Source organism: Micromonospora sp. AKA38, from assembly GCF_027925725.1.
GTDB lineage: Bacteria > Actinomycetota > Actinomycetes > Mycobacteriales > Micromonosporaceae > Micromonospora.
On the sequence record NZ_BNEI01000005.1, the window covers coordinates 428,199 to 454,874 of the forward strand.

The 26,676-nt window shown below is 70.3% G+C and carries 22 protein-coding genes and 1 pseudogene; 13 read left to right on the top strand and 10 right to left on the bottom strand.

Features of this window, described 5'->3' with window-relative positions; all coding sequences use genetic code 11:
• The first annotated feature begins 24 nt into the window (after positions 1 to 24).
• The 3 genes from TPA0908_RS19585 to TPA0908_RS19595 all read left to right on the top strand — a co-directional run bounded on the left by TPA0908_RS19585 (position 25) and on the right by TPA0908_RS19595 (position 10,028).
• Positions 25 to 3,615, top strand: a complete 3,591-nt coding sequence (locus TPA0908_RS19585; protein WP_281939966.1) for a BTAD domain-containing putative transcriptional regulator — start codon at positions 25 to 27, stop codon at positions 3,613 to 3,615.
• A gap of 70 nt (positions 3,616 to 3,685) precedes the next feature.
• On the top strand, positions 3,686 to 7,303 hold the full coding sequence (locus TPA0908_RS19590) for a BTAD domain-containing putative transcriptional regulator (protein ID WP_281939968.1): 3,618 nt from the start codon (positions 3,686 to 3,688) through the stop codon (positions 7,301 to 7,303).
• 274 nt (positions 7,304 to 7,577) lie between these two features.
• A complete protein-coding gene (locus tag TPA0908_RS19595) occupies positions 7,578 to 10,028 on the top strand; it encodes a PLL family lectin (RefSeq protein WP_281939969.1) in 2,451 nt (816 codons plus the stop codon).
• A gap of 127 nt (positions 10,029 to 10,155) precedes the next feature.
• Here the strand turns inward: TPA0908_RS19595 and TPA0908_RS19600 are convergent.
• The 4 genes and pseudogenes from TPA0908_RS19600 to TPA0908_RS19615 form a co-directional block, all read right to left on the bottom strand.
• Positions 10,156 to 10,687, bottom strand: a pseudogene (locus tag TPA0908_RS19600) (amylo-alpha-1,6-glucosidase); the annotation flags it as partial.
• A 224-nt stretch (positions 10,688 to 10,911) separates the two neighbouring features.
• Positions 10,912 to 11,550 carry a response regulator transcription factor gene (locus TPA0908_RS19605; RefSeq protein ID WP_308447838.1) on the bottom strand — a complete coding sequence of 213 codons (639 nt, stop codon included), beginning with the start codon at positions 11,548 to 11,550 and terminating at the stop codon, positions 10,912 to 10,914.
• A gap of 5 nt (positions 11,551 to 11,555) precedes the next feature.
• Positions 11,556 to 12,338, bottom strand: coding sequence for a sensor histidine kinase (locus TPA0908_RS19610; RefSeq protein WP_281939973.1), 783 nt, complete (start codon positions 12,336 to 12,338; stop codon positions 11,556 to 11,558).
• Positions 12,248 to 12,784 carry a hypothetical protein gene (locus TPA0908_RS19615; protein ID WP_281939975.1) on the bottom strand — a complete coding sequence of 179 codons (537 nt, stop codon included), beginning with the start codon at positions 12,782 to 12,784 and terminating at the stop codon, positions 12,248 to 12,250. The genes TPA0908_RS19610 and TPA0908_RS19615 overlap by 91 nt, the downstream gene beginning before the upstream one ends.
• Positions 12,785 to 12,801: 17 nt before the next feature.
• Here TPA0908_RS19615 and TPA0908_RS19620 point away from each other — a divergent pair, with 17 nt between their 5' ends.
• Together TPA0908_RS19620 and TPA0908_RS19625 are read left to right on the top strand one after the other, a co-directional pair.
• Positions 12,802 to 13,395, top strand: coding sequence for a CDP-alcohol phosphatidyltransferase family protein (locus TPA0908_RS19620; RefSeq protein WP_281939976.1), 594 nt, complete (start codon positions 12,802 to 12,804; stop codon positions 13,393 to 13,395).
• Positions 13,392 to 13,862 carry an SNARE-associated domain-containing protein gene (locus TPA0908_RS19625; protein ID WP_281939978.1) on the top strand — a complete coding sequence of 157 codons (471 nt, stop codon included), beginning with the start codon at positions 13,392 to 13,394 and terminating at the stop codon, positions 13,860 to 13,862. Before TPA0908_RS19620 ends, TPA0908_RS19625 begins: the two co-directional genes overlap by 4 nt.
• Here the strand turns inward: TPA0908_RS19625 and TPA0908_RS19630 are convergent.
• Positions 13,859 to 15,358, bottom strand: a complete 1,500-nt coding sequence (locus tag TPA0908_RS19630) for an MFS transporter (protein WP_281939980.1) — start codon at positions 15,356 to 15,358, stop codon at positions 13,859 to 13,861. The two genes, TPA0908_RS19625 and TPA0908_RS19630, sit on opposite strands and share 4 nt — an antisense overlap.
• A 477-nt stretch (positions 15,359 to 15,835) precedes the next feature.
• Here TPA0908_RS19630 and TPA0908_RS19635 point away from each other — a divergent pair, with 477 nt between their 5' ends.
• Complete coding sequence (locus TPA0908_RS19635; protein ID WP_281939982.1) at positions 15,836 to 17,290, top strand: alpha/beta hydrolase family protein; 1,455 nt, start codon at positions 15,836 to 15,838, stop codon at positions 17,288 to 17,290.
• A gap of 554 nt (positions 17,291 to 17,844) precedes the next feature.
• On the opposite strand, the gene TPA0908_RS19640 is transcribed toward TPA0908_RS19635, so the two are convergent.
• The gene (locus TPA0908_RS19640; protein ID WP_281939984.1) at positions 17,845 to 18,171 is read right to left on the bottom strand and encodes a rhodanese-like domain-containing protein; all 327 of its coding nucleotides are present in this window, start codon (positions 18,169 to 18,171) and stop codon (positions 17,845 to 17,847) included.
• A gap of 38 nt (positions 18,172 to 18,209) precedes the next feature.
• Between TPA0908_RS19640 and TPA0908_RS19645 the strand changes: the two genes are divergently transcribed.
• Both TPA0908_RS19645 and TPA0908_RS19650 read left to right on the top strand, forming a co-directional pair.
• Complete coding sequence (locus TPA0908_RS19645) at positions 18,210 to 18,836, top strand: TetR/AcrR family transcriptional regulator (RefSeq protein ID WP_281939986.1); 627 nt, start codon at positions 18,210 to 18,212, stop codon at positions 18,834 to 18,836.
• 165 nt (positions 18,837 to 19,001) lie between these two features.
• A complete protein-coding gene (locus TPA0908_RS19650) occupies positions 19,002 to 19,268 on the top strand; it encodes a type 2 periplasmic-binding domain-containing protein (RefSeq protein ID WP_281939988.1) in 267 nt (88 codons plus the stop codon).
• Positions 19,269 to 19,459: 191 nt separating this feature from the next.
• Here the strand turns inward: TPA0908_RS19650 and TPA0908_RS19655 are convergent, their stop codons facing one another.
• The 3 genes from TPA0908_RS19655 to TPA0908_RS19665 form a co-directional block, all read right to left on the bottom strand.
• Positions 19,460 to 19,678: a histone-like nucleoid-structuring protein Lsr2 gene (locus TPA0908_RS19655; protein ID WP_281939990.1), complete on the bottom strand. Its 219-nt coding sequence runs from the start codon at positions 19,676 to 19,678 to the stop codon at positions 19,460 to 19,462.
• A 427-nt stretch (positions 19,679 to 20,105) separates the two neighbouring features.
• Positions 20,106 to 20,636 (bottom strand): hypothetical protein, encoded by a 531-nt coding sequence (locus TPA0908_RS19660; RefSeq protein ID WP_281939992.1) that lies wholly within the window; start codon positions 20,634 to 20,636, stop codon positions 20,106 to 20,108.
• Positions 20,637 to 20,659: 23 nt separating this feature from the next.
• Positions 20,660 to 20,884, bottom strand: a complete 225-nt coding sequence (locus TPA0908_RS19665; protein ID WP_281939993.1) for a hypothetical protein — start codon at positions 20,882 to 20,884, stop codon at positions 20,660 to 20,662.
• A 47-nt stretch (positions 20,885 to 20,931) separates the two neighbouring features.
• On the opposite strand from TPA0908_RS19665, the gene TPA0908_RS19670 reads away from it, so the two are divergent.
• Positions 20,932 to 21,396, top strand: a complete 465-nt coding sequence (locus TPA0908_RS19670; protein ID WP_281939995.1) for a DUF3237 family protein — start codon at positions 20,932 to 20,934, stop codon at positions 21,394 to 21,396.
• A gap of 108 nt (positions 21,397 to 21,504) precedes the next feature.
• On the opposite strand, the gene TPA0908_RS19675 is transcribed toward TPA0908_RS19670, so the two are convergent.
• Complete coding sequence (locus TPA0908_RS19675; RefSeq protein ID WP_281939997.1) at positions 21,505 to 21,876, bottom strand: hypothetical protein; 372 nt, start codon at positions 21,874 to 21,876, stop codon at positions 21,505 to 21,507.
• Between the two features lie 118 nt (positions 21,877 to 21,994).
• Here TPA0908_RS19675 and TPA0908_RS19680 point away from each other — a divergent pair, with 118 nt between their 5' ends.
• From TPA0908_RS19680 to TPA0908_RS19695, 4 genes are all read left to right on the top strand, one after another.
• On the top strand, positions 21,995 to 24,562 hold the full coding sequence (locus tag TPA0908_RS19680; RefSeq protein WP_281939999.1) for an ATP-binding protein: 2,568 nt from the start codon (positions 21,995 to 21,997) through the stop codon (positions 24,560 to 24,562).
• Between the two features lie 212 nt (positions 24,563 to 24,774).
• Positions 24,775 to 25,338, top strand: a complete 564-nt coding sequence (locus TPA0908_RS19685) for a PEP-utilizing enzyme (RefSeq protein ID WP_281940000.1) — start codon at positions 24,775 to 24,777, stop codon at positions 25,336 to 25,338.
• A gap of 28 nt (positions 25,339 to 25,366) precedes the next feature.
• Entirely contained in the window at positions 25,367 to 26,029 is a 663-nt protein-coding gene (locus TPA0908_RS19690; protein WP_281940002.1) for a hypothetical protein, read from the top strand.
• A 48-nt stretch (positions 26,030 to 26,077) separates the two neighbouring features.
• Positions 26,078 to 26,659, top strand: a complete 582-nt coding sequence (locus TPA0908_RS19695) for a TetR/AcrR family transcriptional regulator (RefSeq protein WP_281940003.1) — start codon at positions 26,078 to 26,080, stop codon at positions 26,657 to 26,659.
• Positions 26,660 to 26,676: the final 17 nt, after the last annotated feature.

A 26,676-nucleotide genomic window follows, 5' to 3' on the forward strand; every position in this document is an offset into this window, starting at 1 on the left:
TGGCGGCCGAAGCCGAGGACGGACATGCGCGCTGACGTCCGGGTCCGGCTGTTGGGCCCGATCGAGGTGGTTGCGGCCGGGCTGCACCGGCCTGTCGCCGGGCTACGCAAACGTGCGGTCTTGGCGGCGTTGGCGCTGCAGGTCCGGCAGGTCGTCTCCGCGGACGACCTCATCGATGTCGTCTGGAACGGCGGCGGTCCCGTCACCGCCCTGAACGCACTGCAGAGTCACGTCTCGTCGTTGCGTCGCGAGCCGGGTCTACGGGAGGCGATCCTGGCCCGTGCTCCGGGTTACCTGTTCGACCTGGGCGCCGGATGTACGGACGTGGAGGTGATGGAAGAGCTGCTTCGACGCGCCGCGGAGGAGGCGGATCCGGCGCGCCGGGCCGGGTTGCTGAGGTCGGCACTGGGCTGGTGGCGTGGTCCCGCCCTGGCCGGGCTGGCGGATCTGACCTGGTTCGCGGATCAGGCGGCGCGGCTGGACGGGGTGAGGCGGGGGGCTCTGTCGTCGTTGACGGAGGCGCGTCTGGTGCTGGGCGAGCACGGCGCTCTGGTGGGAGAACTGGAGCACCTCGCGGAACGCTATCCCTTCGACGAGGAACTGCATCGACAGCTGATGGTGGCGTTGTACCGGTGCGGTCGGCCCGGTGACGCGCTCACCGTGTTCGGCAGGCTGCGACGTCGGCTGGCCGACGAGTTGGGAGTGGATCCCGGGCCGGTGCTACGTGGGCTGCAGTCGTCGATCCTTCGTCATGACGAGGCGTTGACTCTTCCGGGGACGACCGAGCCTGGCGGTGCGGGGCGCGTAGTGGCGCGACCCGCGGCGCGGGAAGGGGCGTTGGTGGAGCGCGCGGCGGAGATGAGCCTGCTGGAGCGGGCGCTCGCGGAGGCGCGCGCGGGAACCGGTTCGGTCGTGTTGTTCGAGGGTCCAGCCGGTATCGGCAAGTCGGCGCTGCTGGGACACGCGCGGGCTCGGGCCCGAGAGCTGGGGTTCAACCTCGCCGCCGCCGTCGGTCGGCAGTTGGAGACAACCTATGACTGGGGATGCGCGCGTCAACTGTTCGAAGGCCCGCTGTTCGGCCCCCTCAGCTTCTCCGCGGAAACACCTGCTTCCGATGCGCACGGCGAGCTGCCGACACCGCCGGGACGTCAGCCCGAGTCGGACCTGGAACGCTCGGAAATCCATGCGCTCTATCGGCTGATGGTCAAGTCGTGTGAGCGGGGGCCGTTGTTGGTGACCCTTGACGACCTGCAGTGGTGCGACATTCCTTCGGTGCGGTTGATGGCCTACCTCGCCGCGCGGGCCTGCGGCCTGCCGATGGTCTTGCTGGGGACATCGCGGCCGGGCGCGGCGGAGATCGATCATGCCCTGACTGGGCTTGCCCGGTTCACGCGGGTCTTGGCGCCCCTGTCGGTGAATGGTTGTGCTGCTGTGCTGGGCCATGGAGGTGAAGAGTTGGCGCAGCAGTGTCATGAGTTGACAGGCGGTAGCCCGCTTCTGGTCCGGGAGTTCGGCCGTCACCTCGGTGACGAACGTGGGGTGGAGCGGGGCGCAGCGAGCGTACGACGCCTGGTTCAGGCGCAGGTGCGCCAGTTGCCGCCGGGAGCAGCCGGTGTGGCGCAGGCCCTGGCGGTGTGGCGGGGCCCGGCCGGGGCCGAGGCGGTGGCGGCGACGGCTCGGATCGATGTCGCGGAGGCGATGCACCACCTGGCTGCGCTGCGAGCGAATCAGCTGGTGGCTGCCAGCGACGGTGGTCGGCGGTTCGCGCTGGCGCGTCCGTTGATTTGTGAGGCGGTGTATGAGGGGGTGGGGTCGGGGGTGCGGGCGGGGTTGCATGTGCGTGCGGCGGGGGTGGCGTTGCGGGTGGGGGATGTGGTGGGTGCGGGTTCGCAGTTGTTGCGGGTGCCGGCGGGGTGGGGGGGTGAGGTGGATGCGGTGGGGGTGTTGGGTGAGGCGGCGCGGGTGTGTCTGGTGCGGGGTGCGGTGGATTCTGCGGTGGCGTTTTTGCGGCGGTTGTTGGAGGAGGATCTGGGTGAGGGTCGGGGTGGTGTGCTGACGCGGTTGGGGATGGCGGAGTTTCTGGTGGATACGGGTGCGGCGGTGGGGCATTTGGCTGCCGGGTTGGCGTTGGAGACCGATCCCGAGACACGAGCGCGAACCGCCCTGACACTGGCTGCGGCGCTGCACGCCGACGGTCAGCCCGCCGAGGCGATGCACGTGGCACAGGACGCCCTGCCCCACAGCCCTGACCCGCTCAGCAGCACACACCGCGCACTACAGGCCATGATCGTCGACACCGCCATCGCCGCTCGTCACCTTCCGCACATCCAGCCGCTTGTGCAGGAGTGGCGGGACCGTCCGCCGGGCTCGACGGCCGGCGACCTGATGTTGCAGGCCGCGCTGGCTGTCCACGCTGCCCTTCGAAACGACCGCGTCTCGGCCCTGAGGCGGGCGAGCGCGGTGGCGACGGCAGCCGATCTGGGCCGACAGCCCTTCGCCGTGCACGCTGCCGCGCGAGCCTGGCAGGTACTCACGACGTGCGACGCCCCGGAGGCTCTACCCGCCATCGACGCGTTCCTCACCCACGTCGAGACGATCGGCTCCCGGTGGGGGCAGACGCTGGCCAGGTGCCATCGGGGCGCCGTCCTGCTGGCCCATGGCGACGTACGCGAGGCTGTCGACGACCTGCGCCTCAGTTGGGCACAGGCAGTGCGGCACGAACTGCGACTCGGCAAGATCCTCGCCGGCAGCCATCTGATGATCGCCCTCCTGCGGCGAGGTGATGTGGACGCCGCCGACACCATCCGATCCCAGCTGGAGGATGGCCCGGCGCTTGATGTCACGAACGGACTGAGGACGTACGCGGAGGCAAGCCTGCTGCTTGCGCAGGGCAGGACGACCCTCGCCCTGGCCAGGGCCATCGCCCTGCGGGACCAGTGCCGCGTCAGCGGCATCACCAACGCGGTGGATCCGGACTGGCGTACTTTGATGATCCGCTGCCTCACCGATCTCGGCCGGGGAGACGAGGCGTTGGAGACGGCCCAGGAGTTCATCGGTTCGGCTACCACCTGGGGCACCGCCCGGGCCATCGGGCGGTCCTTGGCGGCCATGGCTGACGTGGAGCACGCGCGGCGGCGTACGGAACTCCTGCACGAGGCGGCGAAGCATTTCCAGGCTGCTGAAGCCCGATGGGAACTGGCCCAGTCCCTCCACCGGCTGGGTGAGTCGATGCGCCAGACGGGGTCGCCGATGGAGGCGCGTGAGCACCTGCGCCGAGCACACGAGATCGCCGTCGCGTGCGGCGCCGAAGCGTTGGCTCGCGATGCCGCGGGCAGTCTGCGCCTGCTGGGCACCCGCGTTCGTACGGAGCAGGGAGGCCGCTCGGAGCGCCTGACGCCGGCCGAGAGGCGTGTCGTCGAACTGGCGACGGCGGGCCACAGCAACCGCGAGATCGCACACAGCCTGTTCATCAGGCTGAAGACGGTCGAGACGCACCTCACGAGTGCATACCGGAAGCTCGGCGTCTCCGGCCGTGGGCAACTGGCCCAGGTATCACGCGCGTCGGACTCGGAAACCTCGGCTCCTGCCGGAATTGACGACAGGCGATACCAGTAGGCCTGATGTGGACCCGCATATCACCGACGCCGAGGCGAGCCATCATTCCCGACGCCGCGACAGCTGTGAGGTGGTGGAGGTGCTCAAACCACCGGTAAGTCGAGTCAGACTTCTCGGCACCCTGGAGGTAGTCGTCGACGGCGCGCCTCGTCCCGTCGGTGGCCTACGGCGACGCGCCCTGCTGGCGGCGCTCGCCCTGCAACCCGGTGACGTCGTCAGCTCACGGCGGCTGTTGAAAATCGCCTGGCCGGGTCGGACCACCGCGACCAGGATGAACACGCTGCAGAGCCACCTGACGCATCTGCGCCGGGAGTACGCGCTACGCGGTCTGATCCTCGCGAGAGACTCCGGATACGTACTCCAGCTCGGCGATGAGTTCACCGACCTGCAACTCGCCGAGCGGCGGATCCACGACGCGATGCTCGCCGATGATCCCGCGAAGGTCGTCGGCGAGCTGCGGGACGCGCTCGCCGCCTGGCGCGGCCCCTCCCTCAGTGATCTGCGGGACCTCACCTGGTTCAACGACCAGGCCGTACGCCTCGACGGCATCCGCCGGGCCGCCACCAACGCTCTCGTCGAGGCCCGGCTCGCACTGGGCGAGCACCATCAACTCGTGGCCGAGCTGGCACACGCGATCGAGCAGCAGCCGCTCGACGAGGAACTGCACCGGCAGTTCATGACCGCCCTCTACCGCAGCGGACGGCAGAGCGACGCGCTGTCGGTCTACCAGCGCCTCAAACGAACTCTCGCGGCGGACCTGGATACCGGGCCGCAGGTGGCGACGAACGAGCTGTACACGGCGATACTCCGGCACGCACCCGAACTCGACCTCACCGCCGCGGGCACCACAGCCTCCCTCAGTGGGAAGCTGGCAGCCGCACCGGACGCAGGCGGGGAGGGCCGGGACGAACTCGTCGACCGTGATCATGAGACTGGTCTGATCGATGAGGCGATGCGGGCCGCGGCTGCCTCTGCCGGCACTGTTCTGCTCTTCGAGGGGCCCCCGGGAATGGGGAAGACCTCTCTGCTGGAGTACGCCGAGGGGCGGGCCCGGCAGCGCGGTTTCACCGTCATGAGTGTCGGTGGATGGCCGGGGGAGAGCGACGCCGCCTGGGCCGGGGTCCGGCACCTACTCCACGGCGAGACGCGTGCCTCTCGCGAGTCTGGCCGTTCCGCATCGGCCGGCAGCGCGCTGGCGCGCGAGGCGCTGCTGGGCTGGGACCAGGTAGGTGGAGAGCGCGCCGTCGGCGAGTACGCCCTGCTCGACTCGCTCTACTGGCTGGTCACCGACGTGGCAGAACACGCTCCGGTCGCGCTCATCGTGGATGATCTCCAATGGCTGGATGTGCCGTCGGTGCGTTTCCTGGCCTATCTGAGCGCCCGGTTGGAAGCGCTACCGATTATCTTGGTCATGGGCCTCCGCAAGGGCGACGACCATCGGGTTCAGCCTCTGCTGTCGGCTTTCGCCTCGGTCACCCACATTCTCGCGCCGCTGACCGCCCCTGGCTCGGCGCGCCTTCTGAACGCGCTGACGGGCATGCCTCCCGACGATCCCGTGACAGCCCAATGCCGTCGGCTCAGCAGCGGAAACCCGCTGTTGCTGCGGCAGCTCGCCAAACGTATCAACGGCGCCGTGGCCAGCGGACAGGACCCGGCGTCGGCACTGGAGGCCGGCTTGCCGGTCATCTCGATGCTGGTCAGGACCCAGTTGGACTACTTCCCGTCCGCTGCCGCGGTAGCGGCCCAGGCCCTGTCGGTGGTGGGCGACGGCGCCTCGGTCGACGCCCTGGCCCAGGTCGCGCAGGCCCGGCCGCAGGAGGTCGTGGAAGGGCTGAGCATCCTTCGCGACAGCGCCTACGTCACTGAGACGGCAGGCGGCTTCGGGTTCGCTCACCCGTTGATTTGTGAGGCGGTGTATGAGGGGGTGGGGTCGGGGGTGCGGGCGGGGTTGCATGTGCGTGCGGCGGGGGTGGCGTTGCGGGTGGGGGATGTGGTGGGTGCGGGTTCGCAGTTGTTGCGGGTGCCGGCGGGGTGGGGGGGTGAGGTGGATGCGGTGGGGGTGTTGGGTGAGGCGGCGCGGGTGTGTCTGGTGCGGGGTGCGGTGGATTCTGCGGTGGCGTTTTTGCGGCGGTTGTTGGAGGAGGATCTGGGTGAGGGTCGGGGTGGTGTGCTGACGCGGTTGGGGATGGCGGAGTTTCTGGTGGATACGGGTGCGGCGGTGGGGCATTTGGCTGCCGGGTTGGCGTTGGAGACCGATCCCGAGACACGAGCGCGAACCGCCCTGGCATTGGCCGGAGCCCAGTTCTTCGCGGGCCACGCGGCGCAGGCGGTCACCGTCTGCCGGGAGGCGCTGGCAGACGGCAGCATCTCGACGTCCGCGCGGCAGGGGCTGGAATCCTGCATGATCGACGCCGCCTACCCGGCCCGCGATGCTCTCGGCCTGGCGCAGATGATCGAAGCGCAACGTCACCTGTCCGGTGACGACAGCGACGGCGGGCTGATGCGCGACGCCGCACTGTCGGTCTGGGATGCCTGCCGCAACGACCGTCGGTCGGCTCAGCGACGCGCCGAGCGGGCCGTTGCCGGCGATGTGCTCATCCGCCATCCGCTGGCGGAGAGCACCCTGGCCTGCGCGTGGCAGGTGCTGGACGTGTGTGACGCACCGCAGGCGCTGCCCAGCGTGGATGCCGCCATCGCGCACGCCCGGCGCTCCGGTTCACTGCGCGCCCTCGCACCGGCCATGTGCTTCCGCTCGGCCCTGATGCTCAGCCGAGGCCACCTCGCCGAGGCCGTCTCCGATGGCCGGGCCGGCTGGGAAGCCGTGACCACCTCGTCGATTCATGTCGGTCTTCCCTACATCGGGAACTATCTCGCCCTTGCCCTGCTGCACAGCGGCGACGTCACCGGCGCGCGGGTGGTCCTCGCCGAGGTCCAGGACGGCTGCCCCGCGGACATCAGCACCCGGCTGTTCGGTGAGGCACTGATCGCCCTGGCGCTGGCCGAGGACGACATCCCCGAGGCGTACCGCCTCGCCGGCGCCCTGCGGGACGAGTGTGACAACCTCGCCATCGAGAACCCGATCCTTGCCGACTGGCGCTCGCCGATGATCATCACCCTGGGTGCCCTCGGCAGGCGGCGTGCGGCGGAGGATGTCTCCGCGCAGTTCATCGACGTGGCGCGAGCGTGGGGTACGCCCCGGGCCGTCGCACGCAGCCTGCGTCTGAGCGCCACCGTGGCGCCCCTCCGGAAGCGACCAGAACTCCTGTCGGAAGCAGCGGAGCTGCTCGGCAGTACGGAAGCCCGCCTCGACCGCGCTCAGACGTTGTCCGCACTCGGCAGCGCGCTGTTGCATCTGGGGTACACGGATGACGCCCGCGAACGACTTCAGCAGGGTCACCGGCTCGCTGCCGGATGCGGGGCGATCCCACTGCGTGACGCACTCGCGGAACGGTTGCACGAGGTGGGCGTCCGCCCCCGTAAGGGCGACGTCACGGGCAGACGTGGTCTCACTCCGAGTGAGGCGAGAGTGGCCGACCTGGCGGTGCACGGCCTCACCGACAAGGAGATCGCGCAGAAGCTGTACGTGACGACCAGGACGGTCGAACTTCACCTCACTTCTGCCTTTCGCAAGCTGGGCGTCACCACGCGGACCGAGCTGGCAAGGGTGCTGACGCAAGAGCGTCCCTGAGAGCGGTTTGCGCGACGTGAAGTGGCTCCCGGGTGAGCGGTGAGAGCGCGCACACTCGCCGAACCTCTGCCGCGACCCGCGCCTGCCTCGTGCTTTCCCCACCAGCCGGCCAGCGGACGGGCCCGTCTGCGGCGTCTCACCGGCGGACCGGGCAGTCCCACACCGCGTGGTAGTGGAACGTCACCGGAACCAGGCGGAACGCGAGACCGCATGACAGACCCTGAGAGATTGGGAAAGCATGAAAAGAGGAAACGTCAGCGGGGACCGCTGGCGAATGCCCAAGTGGCGCAGCGTCGTCGCCGCCGCCGTCGGCATTCTGGCGGCGGTTCCGGCACTGTCGCTGCTCCCGCCGTCGCAGGCCGGCGCGGTGAGCGGTGACCTGTCGACCAGCTTTGCGTCGAGGACACCCGCCTTGGCGGCCAACTCCGACAGCCGGATGGAGTTCTTCCTCACCGACGCCTACGACACCGCGCTGAACCGCTGGCAGTCCACCCCGGGCAATAGCCAGTGGACCGGCTGGAACGCCTTCAACGGGCAGGTTCGATCCCTGGCGGTGGAGGCCCGTCAGGACAAGGCGCTGGAACTGTTCGGCCTGAACAAGGACGGTGACATCTGGCACCGGTGGCAGCGAGACGGCGGGTGGACCAACTGGGCCCAGTTGGATGGCAACCTGAACTCGATCGCGGTCGCGCGCGCCGGCAACGGGCTCCTCGAGGTGTTCGGCACCAACGCGTCAGGCACGGTGTTCCACCGCTCGCAGGAGAGGCTGAACGCGAACGAGTGGGCCCCGTGGGAGACGTTCGACGGCCAACTCGTCTCGGTCGCCGCCGAGACCAACGCCGACGGACGCCTCGAGGTGTTCGGCGTCAACAAGCAGGGCATGGTGTACCACCAGTGGAAGCAGACCGACGGCAGGTGGTCGGGCTGGGCGTTGTTCGACGGGAACATGAGTTCCGTCGCCGTGGCCCGCAACGGGGCGGGACGGCTGGAGCTGTTCGCGACCTCGGTGCAGGGCGACGTCTTCCACCGCTACCAGATTGACGGCGGCTGGTCACGCTGGGCCAACATCAGTCACTCCACCCGGTTGCGGTCCGTCGGCGCGGACGCCAGCATCGACGGTCGGGTGATGGTCGTCGGCGTGAGCACGAACGGCGACGCGTTCTACCGGCAGCAGTTGACCGGTGGGGGATGGTCGACGTGGACCCAGATGCCCGCAGGCGTGACCCCGCCCTTCCGCGCCGGGGGCAGCGTCCGCGCCGTCGACTCGCCGCAGACCGTGTCGAGGGTCGCCAGCACCATCGGTTTCGACGGCCTGCCACTGACCGTGCAGAATGCCAGTAGCGCCCTCCGTGCCACGCATTGCAACGATGCCGCCTGTACCACGAGCACCAGCACCGCTGTCGGGGGTGTGACCGGTCTGCGGTGGCTGGCGGTGAAGACCGGCTGGGACGGGCTGCCCGTCATCGCCTTCACGCAGTGGCTCAGCAGCACGCAGCCGGTGGTGCTCAAGGTCGCCAAGTGCCACAACGTGGCCTGCACCGCCAGCACGATCTCGGTGATCGACGACAGCGAACCGTTGGCGGAGGAGGTCGGCCTCACCATTAGCGGCGACGGCTTGCCGGTCGTGGTGTACACCAACGCCCCCGGCAGCGGTGACAAGCTTCTCAAGGTTGCGCGGTGCAACAACGCCTCCTGCACCGGCGCGACGGTCACCAACACCGGGCTTGCCAGCGGTTACATTCCGTCGCTGAAGGTCGAGAACGGTGTCGACGGGCTCCCGAACTTCTTCTACAAGGGCAAGTTCAACCTCATTCTCGCGCGATGCAAGACTGTCGCGTGCAACACCTTCGAGAACATCCAGGCGGAAGCGGGCCCGACCGGCGGTGTGGACAATGTCGCCGTCGCCCGGGACAACGCGAGTGACCTCACCTATGTCGCGTGGACGCAGCGCGGAGCCGGTGGCTTGTCGGAACTCGTCATCCGCCGCTGCAACTTCCGATTCTGCGTCAGCGGTGACCGCAAGGTGCTCGTGCCCAGCGGCGAGGTCACCGGGGAGATCGGCCTTGCGTTCGGCGACGACCGGACGGTCATCGCCTCGTTCAAGGCTCCCGGGAACGACCTGAAGGTCGTCAAGTGCGCCGACCAGGGATGCACCTCGGCCAACACCTACACGGTGGAGAACGGCGGAGACCAGGGCAGTCTCAACTCGATCCTCATCGGGGCGGACGGACTGCCGATCATCAGTTACCAGGACGGCGACACCGATCGCCCGAAGCTCGCCCACTGCGACAACCTGAGCTGCTCCGGCTTTCCGAGCACCGGTGAGCCCACGCCGACGCCGAACCCGACGCCGACGCCGACGCCGACCCCGACCCCGACCCCCGGCGCCGGCTACAAGTCGGTGGTGCTCTACAACTGCACGCCGTCGGAGTGGACCGTCAGCATCTGGACCCGCGACCTCACCACGGGTGGCGCGTGGCAGAGAAAGACGAGCCTCGACCCGCAATGGACCTCCGGCGGGACGTGCGGACCCAACGGCTACACGGGCACGCCCTACACGTTCACCATGGAGACCAACCACTACTACGACATCAAGGCGGTGACGATCGAGGCCGCCGGCTGCCCGGACATCCCCGACGGCAACTCCTCGTGCTCGGCACTGGACAAGAGGTACGTGCTCGGCAACATCAGCGGCCCCGTAGGCCACCAGATCATCGGAGGCTGAGGCTCACCTCTGCCGGGCGACGCGGTACCTGACGACGTGTCGGGTGCCGCGGCGCCTGTCGCCCGCACTGAGACGACCACGTGTCGCGGGAGGAAGCTACGCCAACGCCAATACGGCGCGGACTGCATCACGCCCGGACATCAACTCGGCCCCATCTGCCCGGGACTCCACCGAGTTCCAGGCTGCCGAAGCCCAATGGCAGCACGGGATCAACCGTCAGGACCTCACCATCCGGTTCCATGCCGAGAATCGCGCGGATCAGGAGCAGTGGGGCTCCTGCTGACCATGCCTGACGGCTGCATGCCGTCGGGTATTCAACGGGATAGGTGGTGAGGCTACGTTCGTAACCGGCGAACGCTTCAGGAAGCCGACCTTTGAAGAAGGGGTGCCGCATCAATTATTGCCTTCGCGATCTCCGCCGCCTCATGCTTGAACCCATATCGTCTGAGCCCCCACGCGATGATGGAGTTGTCGAACGGCCAGACCGTGCCGACGTGGTACCCGATCGGGTTGTAGGACTGATGCCCGGTCGCGAGTGTACGAACACCCCATCCAGAGAAGAGTCGAGTACCCATGAGGTGTCGTGCGACAGAAGGGGCGCGGTCTTCGTCTACGATTCCGCTCCAGAGGAGGTGCCCGATGTTGGACGAAAGCAGCCGCGCCCACCTCGAGTCCTGAGTCTCGGTGACTCGGCTTGAGACTCGTCAGTCCGCGGTGGCCGGATCGGCGGCGTTTGCAGTTGCCAGTTCGGCGAACCGGTGCGCTCCGAGGTCGAGCCACGATGCCGATAGCGGGGTGAGAAGGCGGTAGAAGCGGAGCGGCGTGGCCAGCCAGCGACGAACGGCCGGGGCGTTGTGGCGCCGAGCGGGGCCGCTGCTGGTTCTCAGGGCAAGAGGCCGGCCTGGATCGCCAGGATGGCGGCTCGTACGCGATCGCGGCTGCCGGTTTTGGCCAGCACGTTGGTGACGTGGGTCTTGACGGTGCTCATGGAGAGGTGTAGGCGTTCGGCGATCTCGGTGTTGTTGAGTCCGGCACCGATCAGGGCGAGCACGTCGGTCTCCCGGGCGGTCAGGTGGTAGGCCGCCAGTTCCACTCGGGTGGCCGGCCCGGTCGTGCGTACCCGGTCGAGGACCGCGCCGGTGACCTCGGCGGAGAGGATCGCCTCCCCGGCCGCGACGGTGCGCACCGCGGCGATGAGGTCGCGGGCGCTGCCCCGCTTGAGCAGGAAGCCCCGCGCGCCGGCGGCGATGGCGTCCAGGACATAGGCGTCGTCGTCGAAGGTGGTGACGACGATCACGGCCGGGGCGTGCGGGATCGTGGCCAGCTCGCGGGTGGCTTGCAGACCGTCGAGCACGGGCATGCGGATGTCGACCAGGGCGACGTCGATGCGGGAGTCGCGGCGTACGGCGTCGAGGAACTGCCGGCCGTCGGCGGCCTCGGCGGCCACCTGGATGTCGGGTTGGGAACGCAGGATAAGGCTGAAGCCGTCCCGGATCAGCTGCTGGTCGTCGGCGATCGCCACCCGGATCACGGTTTCGCCACCGGCAGGGTGGCCTCAACGATGGTGCCGCCGCCCGGTCGTCGGCCCAGCTCCCAGCTCCCACCGCGGGCTCGCACGCGCTCCTCGATGCCGAGTAGGCCCGAGCCGCGCGTGGGCGCAGGGGGCGGCCCGATGCCGTCGTCGCTGACCCGCAGGCGGGCGCGGTCGCCGATGCGGACCAACTCGACGCAGGCGGTCGTGGCCTTCGCGTGGCGGACGATATTGGTGAGGGCCTCCTGGGCGATGCGGTAGATGGTCAGCACGCCGAGCTCGTCCAGTCCTGGCTCGGGATCCAGACGTACCCGCACCGTCACGCCCTGCTGACGCAGCGGCTGCGCGAGCAGCTCGTCGATGTCGGACAGGCGTGGCGGCGCGCTCACCGCGATCGCCGCGTCCGGATCGCGCAGGTGCACGACGAGCGTGTCGAGCTCGCTCAGTGCGGTACGGCCACTGTCCGCGATCGCCCGCAGCGCCGCCCCCGGGTCGGCACCGAACTGGCCCGCCTCGGCTTGCACCACCATCGCGGTGACGTGATGGCCGACCACGTCGTGCAACTCGCGGGCCAGGTTCGTCCGCTGCTCGAGCCAGGCTGCCTGGCCGCGTAGCTCGCCCGCCTCCCGGGTCAGGGTATAGCCGCGTGACCACGACCGGAACAGAATCGCCAGGAGGTATCCGGCCGTCACGAAGCCGATCGGTTGCTCGTACAGCCCACGCTGGTCAAGCAGCGCGACAGCCAGGGCGCCGAAGGCGCCGGCCAGGCCCCCGCCCACCCCAGCCACGGACGCCGGGCCGGGTCCTCACAGGTCGAGACGAACACGAGGCCGGCGGCCGCGAGGCCCAACTGCACCGACTCCCCGGTGCTCACCACCACCACGAACGCGGCGCAGACCGCGAACACCAGGGCCCGGTACCGGGGCCGCAGCGCCATGGCCACAAGGCCGATGGGCAGCACCAGCCGCGCCCAACCCGCCGGCACGGCCAAGCCCCCCTCGACGGTGGTGACCACGACGGCGATGATCGAGCCCGCCGCGCCGTACGCGAGCCAGCGTACTCGTCCAGGGTCGCGCAAGCCTTCCCGATTCCTGGTCCTCACCTGCATAGTTTCGACGATCCGGCCCGAATCCGACCAGGTACCCCGGTACCAGACCGGCCGGTACCCCGGTGCCGCTCCCGCGGCCGGATCGGCACCGCGGCACGTTCCGTCCGGAACGCTCACCGTACGACGCTGCGGAGGTGACGCTTGTCGAGCCCCGCACCGCTGTCACCGTCGGCCCGCTCCGTACGGTTCCCAACTACATCACGGCCATCCGCACGGTCGTCTCTGTCGCCGTCGGTGTCGCCGCCGTCGTCGCCGGCTCCGCCGTCCTGCTGTCGGTGGCGTACGGCATCTACTGGTTCGGCGACGTGCTCGACGGTTGGGCCGCACGCAGGCTCGGGCAGGAGACCCGGGCGGGGGCGGTCCTGGACATCGTGAGCGACCGCGCCTGCGCCGCCGTGCTCGGCGCGGGCCTGGTCTCACTCGTGCCCGATGTCGCGGTCGTGGCCGTGGTGTTTCTGCTCTCGTTCCTGGTGCTGGACACCATGCTGTCGCTGGCGTTTCTGTGCTGGCCCGTGCTCAGCCCCAACTACTTCCACCTGATCGACCGGCGGGTGTGGGCGGTGAACTGGTCGCCCGTGGCGAAGGCCGCCAACACCGCCGGGGTCATCGGCGCCGTCGCGTTCGGGCAGTACCGGCTCGCGCTGGCGGTCGCCGTCGCCGTCGTCGCGGTCAAGCTGTGGTCGGCCGCGGCGATGGTCCGGCTGCTCGACCGGGACGGCCGGTCATGAGCGTCCTCGTCGAGGCGGTGCTGGCGCTCGGGTACGGTCTCGCCTCGGCCCTCGTCCCGGTCGTCAACGCCGAGGCCTACGCCGTCGTCGCCGGACACCGTGGCAGCCACGCCCTGGTCGCCGTTCTCGCCCTGGCGCTCGGGCAGACCGCCGGCAAGCTACTCCTGTTCGAAGCCGTGCGTCGCGGAACAGGACGGCTCGCCCAGAAACTCGCACATCGGAGCCGATCAGGTCGCGCGGCGGCCGGGAGCGCCCGTTGGGCCGGGCGGATCCAGCGCTGGCTCTCCCGCCGACGCACCGCCCTACCGACGGTGCTCGCCTCCGCCACGGTCGGCGTCCCACCGCTGGCCGTCGTCAGCCTCGCCGCCGGCACCGCGGGCCTCCGGCGCCGCGAGTTCGCCGCCGCATGCCTGGCCGGGCGAGTGATCCGGTTCGCCCTCCTCGTCCTACCGGCGGCGTTGACCTAACCTCGGTCGTCGTCGAGCACCGCGACGGGCTGTCGCCGAGGTGCCGGACCGCGGAGACCTGTCGAGCGTCCGGGAGAGGTATAGATCGCGACGGCGCAGGCGAGCCCGGCGAGCACGGCGGCCAGTACGAACCCACGGGCGAAGCCCGACATCACCGCATCCTGGATCACTGCCGTAGAGGGAAGGCCCAGGGCGGTGGCATCAGCGACCTGGTCCTCGGTGACCCTGGCCGCCACGGACGCCAGCACCGCGACTCCGACCGTGCCGCCGACCGCCTGGAACGTGCTCAGCAGCCCTGACGCGATGCCCGTCTCGTGTTCGGGCACGTCGGTCATCGCGGCAGCGGCGTTGGCCACGAAGGTCGTGCCCACCCCGGCGCCCAGCCCGACGAGACAGGGCAGCAGCATGGTCACGTAGGCGTCGCCCGCATCCAGCTGGGCGAGCCACAGCGCGGCGAGCATGGCGGCTGCCGTACCGCCGACGACCATCCGGCGCGCGCCGTAGACCGGCACGAAACGGCGAGTGGCCACGGCGAAGATGAGCACGCCCACCCCAATGGGGAGGAATTGGAGTCCGGTTTCCATGGGCCGTCGCGCGAAGACGTCCTGCAGCGCGCGGGTGAGGAAGAAGAAGGAAGGGTAGAGGCAGGCGAAGAGCAGCATGGCGATCAGGTAGGCGCCGAGGCGTGTGCGGTGTCGTAGCAGGCTCAGCGGGAGCATCGGCTCTGCGACTGCTCGCTCGACCTTCACGAACACGCCGACCAGCAGGACCGACAGCACGAGCGCGGCGTGCGCGGCGCGGTCGTCCCAGCCTTCGCCACCGGCCCGGATCACTCCGTACACCAGCGAGGTCAAGGCGGCGGTGCCCGACAGAGCGCCGAGGAGGTCGAGTCGCCGCCGGCGTCCCGCGGTGTCGGGCAGCACCTTCGGTGCGGCGACGGCGAGAAGCAGGCCGATCGGCACGTTGACCAGGAAGACCCAACGCCACGACGCCGCCTCCGTGAGGATGCCGCCAAGGACGAGCCCGAGCGTGATGCCGAGTCCCGCCATCGCACCGTACGCGATCATCGCCTTGTTCCGACGCGGCCCGGGCGGATGGAGCGTGGTTATCAACGACAGCGTCGTCGGCGTCGCGAGGGCGGCGCCGAGGCCCTGGATCGCGCGCGCCGCCAGCAGCACCGACTCGTCCCGCGCCAGGCCGCCGAGCAGAGACGACGCGGTGAACAGCAGCACCCCGACGACCAGAGTCCGCCGGTGCCCGAAGAGGTCACCGGCGCGGCCACCGAGCAGCAGCAGCCCGCCGTAGGTGAGCGTGTAGGCGTCGATGACCCAGGCGAGCGACGCGTTGGACAAGGCGAATTCGGTCTGCACGGCCGGCAGGGCCAGGTTGACGATCGTGACGTCCAGCGTCGCCATGAGCTGCGCCAGGCAGATCAACGGCAGCGCGAGGGCGCTCAAACGCGAGGTCGTCACTGAATGGTGGGTGGGCACGGTCACTCCCGAGTCTGATAGCGGGCGGCTGAACTGCCGGTATGGCGTTCCGTGATGTTCCGGTCGGCCGTCTCGTCCAACCGGCAGCACCGGGAGGACGCCTGACCAGGCCGCACGCTGCCGCTTCGTGAGGGAGGCAAGCCGGCGTGGCGTTTCGGTTTCCAGGTCTCGCCGACCTGTGCTGCTCACGCACGCAGGGCAGTTGCCCTACGGAAACGCGCTTGGCTCGACTGCCCGGACCCATAACGGGCCGGTACGTCCGTCACGCCGCGCCGGGCCCCGCAGCCTCCTCACGATCCCGTTGGCACCCGTCGGTCATCGGCCCGAGGCTTGCCCAGTGAGACAGCCCTCGGGGCCCAGCCGAGCCGGGCTCAGGTGTGACCTCTGAACGACGGTCCCCGGTCGGGGTGCGACCTGAGTCGTACGCGGACCGGTGACCTGAGACGGATGTGGCCGCCGGGCCGTTGGGCCGAAGGTTGCGGGGTGACCGAATCGATCCAGGGCCCCGGAATGTCGCTGCCGGAAATCATCGCGGTGCTCGGTGCTGTCGGGCTGGTGCTTGCCCGCTGGCTGCCGCCCGCTTGCCGCCGCCCGACCACGATCGGTGCCGCGGCGGTGGTGGCGGCGTCCACCGTGGTGCTCGTCGTCGTCGGGGTGCGGTGGCAACTGGTGCCGGTTCTTGTTTGTGCGGCCGTGATGCTGTCGCTCGCCGTGCCCGCGCTGGTGCGAGGGCGTGACGGACGGCCGGCGTGGCGGGCTCGCTGGTGGCTGGCGCTACCGGGAACGGTGGTGTGTCTGGGGCTCATCGCCACGGGGCCAGCTGCGGTGTGGGCGCTGCCCGTGCCGGTTTTCCCGCGACCGTCGGGGCAGCTCGCGGTCGGCACCACGGTGCTGCAGTGGACCGACCCGGACCGCCCGGAGACCGCCACACCCGCGCCAGACGACCGCCGCGCTGTCGTGGTGCAGCTGTGGTATCCGGCGCGCCCGAGCGCCGTGGGCGCTGAGCGGGCCCGGTACGGCGGTCGCACCGCGCACGAGGCGCACGTCGTGTTCGGTGCCCTGGCGGACTATCTCGGCGCGCCCGGCTTCCTGCTCGATGGTGCCGCGGGCGCCCGCACCTGGTCGGTGCCCGAAGCGGCCGTGGCCGACACCGGCGGGCGGTTCCCCGTCGTGCTGTTCTCGCCAGGGCTCGGCGGTGTGCGCACCCAGAACACCGCGTGGGCCGAGGAACTGGCCAGCCGGGGCTATGTCGTCGTGGGCGTCGACCATCCGTACGACTCCGCCGCTGTCGTCCTCGCCGACGGCACGACCGTCCGTACCCGGGTCGGTGCCACCGGCGACGATGCCGTGGACCGACGGAGCGTGGACGATTGGACGGCAATCCGCGCCGCCGACCTGCGCTTCGTGCTGACCCAACTGGGCCGCCTCGACCGCGGCGAGATCCGGGGGCCGTTCACCGACCGCCTCGACACCGACCGGGCCGCGGTGACCGGCCACTCCGTCGGCGGAGCCGCCGCCCTGCTGGCCGCCCGGCACGATGCCCGGTTCGCAGCCGTCATCGACATCGACGGCGCCCCCCACGATCCCCACCCGCAGCCGTTCCACCAGCCCGTACTGGCGCTTGCCCACCCGGTCGACCCGGCGGTGAACCCCACCTACCTTCCCCAATTGACACACGTGCTGAACCTCGGCACCTCGACTGGCTACCTGCTCGTCGTTCCCGGATCGGCGCACTTGACGTTCACCGACGCGCCACTCTTCCTGCCGCCGGTCCCCTCGCTCGTGGGCACCCAGAGTCGCACCGGCGCGCTGCGCATGACCCTCGCCACCACGGTCGCCTTCCTGGACGCCACGCTGCGCAACGCGCCGGGCGACCTCGCCGCGCGACTCAAGGCGTACGGCGAGCTCACCGTGCACCGACCCGACGGCCGACGTTGAGCCCTGCCCAGCCGATCTGGCCCGTCCGTAGTTCCAGACCACGAGCAGCACCAGGGAGTTGATCTAGGACCGTACCTGGGCGGCTGCCGCACGGGAGCGGGTTGCAGGGGCGCCACTTCGTCGTTTCTCGTGGTCTCCCGGTAGGTGGGAGGCGAGGTCAACGGCGGTGCCGCCGGTGGCGGGATCTGGCTTGTCGTTCGGCGGCGCTGCGGCCCTTGGCCCCGTGCCGGTGTGCGCCCGGCGGCGGGTGCGCGCCTGTCGGCGAGGGACACCGGCCCGGCGGTGCGCCCGGCCGGCAGTCGGGCGGTCGAGGTCTCCCAATGGACGTAGGGCGCGGTCGCCGACTTTCTCGATGACGAGGCCGCCGCGGAACTCCATGTCGAGGTCGGGAACGTCGAGGCCGCGGATCCGTGGCCTGCCGCGGCGGGGCGGGCTCGCCATCCGTGCGGTTCGTGCCCCTGAGTGCCTGACGGGCTTCGTGCGACCGACGATGCGCGTGTGCGTGACTGCCGAGGGAGGGCAGGCGCTCGACCTTGCTCCTCCCTCGGCAGAGCTCAGGCGGACTCGGTGGGGAGCCCGGCCTCCACCCAATCCTGGATGCCCTCGCGGTACTTCCGCACGTTGGTGTAACCGAAAGCGGTGAGGCGGTCGGCGACCTGTCCGCTATTGGGGCAGGCCGGGTTGGAGCAGTAGGTGACGACCGCGGCGCCGCGGTCGGGAAGCAGGGTGGCCGCCTCGGCTTCCACGTCGGCCAGGACCAGCTCGATGGCGCCGGGCAGGTGCTGCTTGGCGTAGTACTCGCCGCCCAACGTGTCCAGCACAGTCACGGAGCCGGCGTCGATCGCCGCCTTCAGTTCGTCGCGGGTGATGAGTGCGGTCATGTCGCTACCTTCCGAGAGATATGGACTATAGTCCGGTTGTGCCTCACCACGATAGCGGACCGCAGTCCGTTTCCGCAACGCCCCTGGAGCTCCTGCGCACCCCACCAGCCAAGGAGCGCGCGGACGCGGCACGTAACCGCGCCGCCGTGCTGAAGGCCGCGGGCAGGTTGTTCGCCCAACACGGCGTCGAAGCGGTGTCCATGGACCAGGTGGCGGCAGCCGCCGGTGTCGGCAAGGGCACCTTGTTCCGCCGCTTCGGCGACAAGTCAGGGCTGGCCGCGGCGCTGCTGGACTCCCGGGAGTCCGTGCTGCAGGAGACGATCCTGCACGGGCCGCCACCCCTCGGCCCCGGCGCGCCGGCCGAGGAACGCCTGACCGCCTTCATCGAGGCCTACCTCGATTACCTGCTGGAACACCTGGCCCTGGTCCGAATGTCAGAGACCTCGACACCCGGTGCGCGGTACCGGATTGGCGCCTACCGGTTCTGGCACCGCCACATGTCAATCTTGCTCGGCCACACACCCGACCCCGAACACACCGCCCACGCCCTGCTCGCCGCCATGGCCGCCGAACACGTAGGCACACTCCTGCCGGAACTCGGCGAACAACGGATACGAGCTGGCCTCACCCGCGTCGCCCACGCGGCGATGCGATCCAGCCCGTAAGAATCCGGCCGTGCCCCTGGGTGCCCGCTTCGCCGTACGCGTCAGCGTGCAGGATCGCCGCTGTCTCTTGCCTGGTCGGAGTCACCTGTGGCGGCGACCACCTGAGCCAAGCAAGCCCAACTTCACCTGCCTCGGGGAACTTCGACCGACGAGCCCGCTGTGGCGGTGCTCTGGAGGACCCATTCGCTGGCCCGGCGGAAGCAGGTCAGCCTCTGCGAGCTCTGCGCGCACCCGTGGATCTCCCGTCCGCCAGGCATCAGCGCCCGCCGACACCCGGAGCTGATCTGCGGGCAGGCCGCGGGTCACCCGCTGATCCACTACGTCGGACTCAGCCGGGAGGCGTACGACGTCTGCCTGCGCGAGTTCCACGCAGTCACCCTTGGCGCTCCTGCCGGACTGGCCAACCAGGACCTCCTGACGATCCCCTGGTGAACCCGATCAGCCAGCCGGTGCTGGTGGCGTGGCACCCGCATCGGGTACCCGTCGATGTCGGACGCCGCTTCGCCTGGCTGGTCGCGGAGGGACCCGGACCAACCTCGCCCGGATCTCCGCACTGCCGCCGGCGCCCTGACGCGCCCACGCCGTCGCACATGATCGCTTCGCACCGGCGTCCGGGCGCAGGCTCATCGACGACCTCCGCCGGCGCGCCGGGCCGTGCGGCTGTTCCGGCCGGTCCTCCTGCCGCACGCGACGTACGGTGCCAGGGTTTCGCGGAACCTCCGGGCGTTGTCCGCGGAGAGGTCGATCTCGTACCTGGCGTTGTCCAAGGCGAAACGCACGGTCTCGTCAGCGTCGTCACCGGTCAGGTCGTCGATGAGTTTGTGCAGTATCCGCTTCGCCATTCGGTCGTCCTCTGGTCGGATCCTCTCGGGGAGGGTCTGCGGATGGTTGAGGTCGTTGATCTTCTTTGGCCTGTGCCGTGGGGATGACGACGGGATGACCCGCAGGTTCGGCGGTACCAGGTGGAAGGGAGAAGATTTACGATAACGTATACGCGAAACAAAAAGCAAGTAATCTGCTTCGTATATGGCAGCGGTTGAGTCCAAGGGTGCCCAGGACGACGCCGTCGATGATTCGGGGGAGCGCGGCGCCGCTGGCGCCGGCGAACCCGGTTGACGTCCGCCACCGCGGGAAGCGCCTCGATGCCGTCGACGAGGACGACGTCGCCGGTGGTGTAGGCGCGCAACGCGGTGTCGTAGACATGCTGAGCCAGCGATGGGATTTTCCCGGCCCGCCCGCCGCATGCTCAGTTCGGCTGCGGCCGGGAGGTCACGGGGCCATGAGCCAGCCCTCGGTGGGGTGGCCCGCGCGGCGGGGCACCTGATCCGCCCACCAGCGAGTGGACGCGCGTACGACCTGGGCCGGGTCCGTCACCGGGAAGGTGGGCTCGAACGGTCGGCGCATCGCGGTGTACGCCTCGAACTGTTCGAGCAGGTCGGTGGCGCGCATCTGCATGGGTGAGAGGTGCTCGCGTACCAGTGGGAGATGCAGGCGCTTCCAGCGGTCGGGCGCGACGATGGGAGGGAACGGCACGGGGTCGCGTTCGCGCTGGTGCCGCCACTCGTTGATCTCGTCGAGGAAGGCCGACAGGAACGCGCCCATGGTCAGGCAGTCCTTCCCGGCGGCGATCACCTCGGTCCGTCCGCCGCGGGGCCGGAGGCAGCACGTTTCGAGCGCCGCGGCCACCTCGTCGACCGGAGCCACCTCGACATAGCCGTCGCCCGCGCCGACGACGGCCGGCGCCAGGCCCGACACGAGGGCCTGGAAGAGCGTGTACGGGCCGGTGAACGCCGAGATCACCCCGGTGGACCGTCGACCCAGGATCAGCGGCGGGCGGCAACGGTCTCGTCGAGCGTCGCCCCCGCCCTGGCAACCACCGCCACGTCGACGTCCTCGCCACCGCGAAGGCCCTCGACCTGTTCGACCGCTTCGACCTCGCGAGCGGAGACCTGATCGCCCGCGCCGCGGAGACCCTGCCGGCGGCGGACCGCGCGGCCCTCGCCGCCGCGGTGCCCGCGCTGGAACGCCTCCGCGACGCCCTCGCGCACGCCAAGGACACTCCAGGAGTACGCGCCGAGCCGCCGGTCGGGACGCCGTGACCGCCCCGCCGATTCCTGGCCTGGAGGCCGCGTTCGAGGTGGAGGTGCGGCTGGGCGCGCTGGAGGACCACGGGGTGACCCGTGCCGGCCACCGTCGCGTGGTGCCTGTTGTCGGCGGCCGGGTCATCGGTCTCTTCGAGGCCGACATCCTGCCCGGCGGCGCCGACTGGAAGGTGGTCCGCCCTGACGGCGCGATCGAGATCGACACGCGCGACTCGGCGCGTACCGCCGACGACGGTCACGTCTACCTGCGTACGTTCGGCGTCCGCAGCGGCCGCGCGGAGGTTCTTCAGGCGTTGCTGCGCGGCGACGCCGTCGACCCGTCCGAGTACTACTTCCTCCTGGGCGTACGACTGGAGACGTCGGTGCCCGCGCTCACCGTCCTGGAGCGGTCCGTCTTCGTGGCGTCGGCGATCCGCGAGGCCTACCTGGTGCGCTACACCGCCTACCGCGTCACGTAGCCGTCCCCGCCCAGGGCTGCGGCAGGGCGCGCCCACGACAGCCCTTCCCGCACGCATCGAGCGAGGCCGGGCCGGCAACGGTAACGCTGTCGTTGCCGGCCCGAACGCCTATCCACAATTGAAGATTCGCGCCGAGTCGAAGTTGGTCCGCCACTCGGTGGGCGCAGTGGTCACGCAGTGGTACGTGTAGACGAGCGTGGGGCCGCCGGAGATGGCGGCCACCAGCACCCCGTTGCGCCACACGTTGAGCGAGACCGAGCCGACGCCGCAGGAGGCATCCTCCGGAGTGGCAACCTCGGCGACGACGGTGGCGACCGGCTGCACATAGAGCGCGTGGGCGATGCGGCAACTGGGTGGGATGGAGCCCGCCGACGCGTGCGCGGGCGGCACCGCGGCGCCCAGCATCAGGCCGGTCGCTGCGGCAACCCAAAGGCAGCCCCGGCCGGTGGTCTTGAGTCGCTGTGCGGTACGTGGAGTCATCATGTGTCCTTCTGTAGTCCGGTTTCGGCCTGCCTTCAGATTTGCCGAGCGCTCACGCGGCTGGGGAAAATCCGACCGATCCCGACCGTTGGACATCGACGGGTTTACTGTTCTGACTGTGGCTGTACTCCCCGACCCGCCCGACCCGGGTGGTGCCGCCTCGCTCGACGAGCTGATCCAGCGGCTGCGGTCGCTCAAGGTGCGGTCTGGTAACCCGTCCTACGAGACGATCACCGCTCGTGTCAACGCGGCGTGGAAGGCGCAGGGGCGCCCGACAAGCGAGTGGGCCGGGCGCACAACCGTCGTGGATTGCTTCCGCCCGGGCCGTCGGCGGCTGAACGCTGACCTTGTGACCGCTGTGGTGGAGGCGATGCATCCAGACGCGGGCTACGTAACCCAGTGGCGGCAGGCGCTGCAGGTCCTCGCCGAAGCAGGGCAGGCCGGTGCGCAGGTGCGGGTCCAGGGCGAGCTGCCACCACAGCAGCCCGGGTTCGTCGGCCGCACCGCCGAGCTGCGCTGGATCGGGCAGGCCCTCCGCCGTGGCGCGGCCGGCGACGGCGCCGCGGGGATCTGCACGATCGCCGGGATGGCCGGCATCGGCAAGACCCAGCTCGCCCTGCGGGCTGGGCACCGACTGGTCAAAAAGGGCGGCGTCGAGCGGGTGCTGTCGGTCAACCTGCGTGGTTTTCATCCCGAGTCGGCGCAGCCGCCAGCCGATCCAGCCGCCGTGCTCGACGGCTTCCTGCGGCTGCTCGGCCTGCCCAGCCAGCGGATACCGCACGGGCTCGGCGCGCGTGCCGACGCCTATCGGCGCCTGCTGGCCGGCACCCGGACGCTGGTGCTGCTGGACAACGCCGCCGACGACGACCAGGTCGTCCCGCTGCTGCCGGCGACCCCGGGCTGCCCGGTGTTGATCACCAGCCGCAGCCGCCTCACCGCGCTGCGGCCGAGTCTGGAGCTGGATCTTGAGGTGTTGAGCGAGGACGAGTCGATCGCGTTGCTCACCGGCGCCGCGCCGCGGGTCGCCGTCGGTCCGGACCCCGACGCCGCAGCCCGGATCGCTCGGCGCTGCGGGCACCTGCCCCTCGCCCTCGGTCTAGTCGGTGCCCAGCTCCGCGAGACGTCGGGCTGGACGCTGACGGACCACGCGGACCGGCTCGACGAGCACCGCCACCACCGGCGCCCGGACCTCGCCGTGGCGCTTGCCCTCGACGTGTCCTACGAACGTCTGCCGGCGGATGCGCGTCGGCTGCTGCGGTTCGCGGCACTGCACCCGGGGCAGGACGTCGACGCCTACGCCGGTGCCGCGCTGACCAGCAGCGATCTGGGCGCCGCGCAGGCGCGCCTGCAACTGCTCGCCCGCGACCATCTGCTCGAGCCGGGCGTTCGCGGCGCGTACACCATGCACGACCTCGTCCGGGCCTACGCCGCCGAGCGAGCCGGCGACGTGGACCCGCCCGGCGCTCGGCGGGCCGCGCTGACCCGCCTCTTCGATTTCTACCTGGCAGTGGCCGCGGCTGCGATGGACATCCTGAGCCCGGCCGAGAAGTACCGCCGGCCGGCCGTCGACCCGCCGGGCACGCCGATGCCGGACCTCGCCGATCCGGACCGCGCCCGCGCCTGGCTCGACGCCGAGCGCCCCAACCTCGTCGCCGTCTGCCGCCACGCCGCCGCCCACGGCTGGCCGGCCCACAGCAGCCGGCTGGCGTCCACCCTGTTTCAGTATCTGGCCGGTGGATATCTCGAAGACGCCCTGATCGTGCACGGGCAGGCGCATCGTGCTACCCACCGCACCGGCGACCGCGCCGCGGTCGCCGGTGCACTGACCAACCTCGGTGTCACCCACTTCCAGCGCGGTGACGCCCCCGCGGCCAGCAGGGCGCTGATGCGGGCTCTGCGGGGGTACCGGCATCTCGCCGACCCGGCCGGTGAGGCTCGGGTGTTGGTGAACCTCGGTGCCATCAAGGCACTCCAGGGCCGCAACCTGCCGGCTGTCCGGCACTACACCCGGGCGCTCGCCCTCTTCGAGCAGGCAGGGCATCGGCCGGGCACAGCGCACGCGTTGACCTCGCTCGGCACGGTCGAGAGCACGACCGGCCGTGGTGCCTCGGCCGTGACGCACGTCAGACGGGCTTTGAGTCTGTATCGCGAGATCGGCGACCGCATCGGTGAGGCGTGGGCGTTGAGCACCCTCGGCGAGGTGGAAGGCCGCGCCGGGCAGATCGAGCGGGCAGTCTCGCACCTCAAGCAGGCCCTGGAGTCTTACCAACGGCTCAGCGACCGCACCGGTACGGGGTGGGCACTGTACTACCTCGGCGAATACGAAAAGGGCACCTCGCACTATCGACGGGCGCTCGAAGCGTTTCGCGCCGAGGGCGATCGCCGCGGTGAGGCATGCGTGCTCAACGGCCTCGGGGAGGCCGCGCTCGCCGTCGAGGATGTCCGGGCCGCACTGCGTCACCACAGCGTCGCCCTCGCCATCACGATGGACACAGGCGACCGCGCCCAGCGTGCTCGAGCACACCTGGGCCTCGGCCGGGCCAACCAGGCGCTCGGCGACACGGTCCCCGCTCGGGAGCACATCGAGCAGGCCCTGATCCTGTTCACCGACCTGCAGATGCCCGAAGCCCGCGAGATCCGCACGGCCCTCGGTAGCGCCTCCTCGGCAGCGTCACACACCTCATGAGGCGGGGCCGGCGCACGCGGCACACTGGCCGTCGCGCTCAGCGAAGGCGGCGGCCCGGGCGAGCCCACCGCCTCATGCACCACCGCACCAGTGCCGCGTCTCTCGCCAGGATACGGAATGACCCTGGCGCCACCTGGTTACATTGCGATCGCATTGTGAACCGGGTACGGTCGATGCAATGCAGTCGCATTGCATCGAGGAGTGAGGCCCGCATGCACGTGATCCCGCTGTCCGAGACCGCCGCCAACATGGTGGACCTGCTGGAGCAGCCCGACGACGTCATGTTCCTGACGCTCGACGAGTTGCCCGGCGCGGTGCACGGGAGCATCGATCACCGGCCGACGGTCGCCTCCCGCAGGGCGGTGCGCCGCAGGGAACTGCGTCGTCGGGCGGTGCCGGTGGCGCTGCTCTCCGACGGCACCGACCTCGAGACCGTACTTCCGGCGGCACCCGTTCTCGACGGCGCCCGGATCGGCGTCGGCGCGTCCGCGGGCCGCGCGACCGGCCCCGCCCGGGTCGTACACGATCCGGGCACCGCCCACGTCGAGCCCGGTGAAGTCCTGGTCGCCGCGACCACCGACCCCGGTTGGACGCCGCTGTTCCTCACCGCGGCGGCGCTGGTCACCGAGACCGGCGCGATCATGGCCCACGGTCCGACGGTCGCCAGGGAGTACGGCATCCCCGCCGTCATCTGCGTGCCCGACGCCACCCGAACGATCTCGAGCGGTCAGCTCGTCACCGTCGACGGGGCCGCGGGGACCGTCACCGTTCACTGAATGCCGCACCACTACCGCGAGGACGACCATGACTGACATGAAGGCCGCTGCCGGGGGCACGGCGGGCACGCTGCGGCGGGTGGCCGCGATGGAAGCCGCGATGTGGCGCAGCCTGTACGTGTGGGTACGGCGCCGGCCGCCGGCGCTGGTGCCGGGCGACGAGCCGTTCGGCTACCTGGGCGTGGTGAAGCCGATCCTGGGCATCTTCATCTGCCTGTCGGCCGTGGAAATCCCGATCTTCGACTTGATCGTCGCCAACGTGGTGCCCTGGAAGCCAGCCCGCTGGATAGTGCTCGCCCTCGGGATCTGGGGCCTGCTCTGGATGATCGGCCTCTACGCGAGCATGCGGATCAACCCACACGTCGTCGGTGACAGGGGCCTTCGGGTCCGGCTGAATTCGAGCATCGACATCTGGATCCCGTGGACGGATGTCGAGGCCCTGCGCAAACGTCACCGCTCGCTGCCCTCCAGCAGGTCGGTCCAGGTGGAGCAGGAAGGGGACCGCCGCGTGCTGAACATTTCCGTCGGCAGCCAGACGAGCATCGACGTCCTGCTGCGCCAACCGACGGTATTCGACCTGCCCAAGGGTCGGTCCGAGCCGATGGACGAGTTGCGGCTGTACGCCGACGACCCCGACGGGCTTCTGCGCAGCGCACGAGGCACGCCCGCGACCGGAGGCGTCACCCGGTGACCGCCCGGGCGGGCTGCCCGAGTAACCCTTTGTGAAACGATCGAGGCCATGCCCAAGAAGGTCGACCACCGTCAGCGGCGCACCCTGATCGCTGACGCGTTGATGCGAGTCGCTGCCGAGCGGGGCCTGGAGGCCGTGAGCCTCCGTCACGTCGCGGCGCAGGCGGGCGTGTCCGCCGGGATGGTCCAGCACTACTTCCGCACCAAGGACGAGATGATGACGTTCGCCCTGGCGGTGGTCCGCGAGCGCAGCCAGGTCCGGGTGACCGAGGCGATGGCCCGCCTGGGCGAGAACCCCTCCGCTCGGCAGGTCCTTCGTACGACGATCGTCGCCCTGCTACCGCTCGACGAGCGGACCCGCGACGACGGACGGGTGGCACTGGCCTTCCTCGCCTACTCCGCGGTGCGGCCACAGGCCGCGATTGGACTGCGCGAGGGCACCGAGCAGCTGACCGGGTTCATCGCCAGCATGCTGCCGGTCAGCAACGCCGCCGATGTCGCGGCCGGCCTGCTGGCGCTGATGGAAGGATTGGGCGTCTACCTCCTCGGTGGGCAGTACACCAGCGAGCAGGCGGTGGTGGCGCTGGATGCTCACCTCGACCTGATCTTCGGCTCCCCGGTGCACGCCTGACCGGCTGTCCGCCGGCC

Bases quoted from the DNA above. Each gene is read 5' to 3' on its own strand.
- TPA0908_RS19585 (WP_281939966.1), top strand. From the start codon at position 25: ATGCGCGCTGACGTCCGGGTCCGGCTGTTGGGCCCGATCGAGGTGGTT.
- TPA0908_RS19595 (WP_281939969.1), top strand. From the start codon at position 7,578: ATGCCCAAGTGGCGCAGCGTCGTCGCCGCCGCCGTCGGCATTCTGGCG.
- TPA0908_RS19625 (WP_281939978.1), top strand. From the start codon at position 13,392: ATGAGCGTCCTCGTCGAGGCGGTGCTGGCGCTCGGGTACGGTCTCGCC.
- TPA0908_RS19640 (WP_281939984.1), bottom strand. From the start codon at position 18,171: ATGACCGCACTCATCACCCGCGACGAACTGAAGGCGGCGATCGACGCC.
- TPA0908_RS19655 (WP_281939990.1), bottom strand. From the start codon at position 19,678: ATGGCGAAGCGGATACTGCACAAACTCATCGACGACCTGACCGGTGAC.
- TPA0908_RS19675 (WP_281939997.1), bottom strand. From the start codon at position 21,876: ATGACTCCACGTACCGCACAGCGACTCAAGACCACCGGCCGGGGCTGC.
- TPA0908_RS19685 (WP_281940000.1), top strand. From the start codon at position 24,775: ATGCACGTGATCCCGCTGTCCGAGACCGCCGCCAACATGGTGGACCTG.
- TPA0908_RS19690 (WP_281940002.1), top strand. From the start codon at position 25,367: ATGACTGACATGAAGGCCGCTGCCGGGGGCACGGCGGGCACGCTGCGG.
- TPA0908_RS19695 (WP_281940003.1), top strand. From the start codon at position 26,078: ATGCCCAAGAAGGTCGACCACCGTCAGCGGCGCACCCTGATCGCTGAC.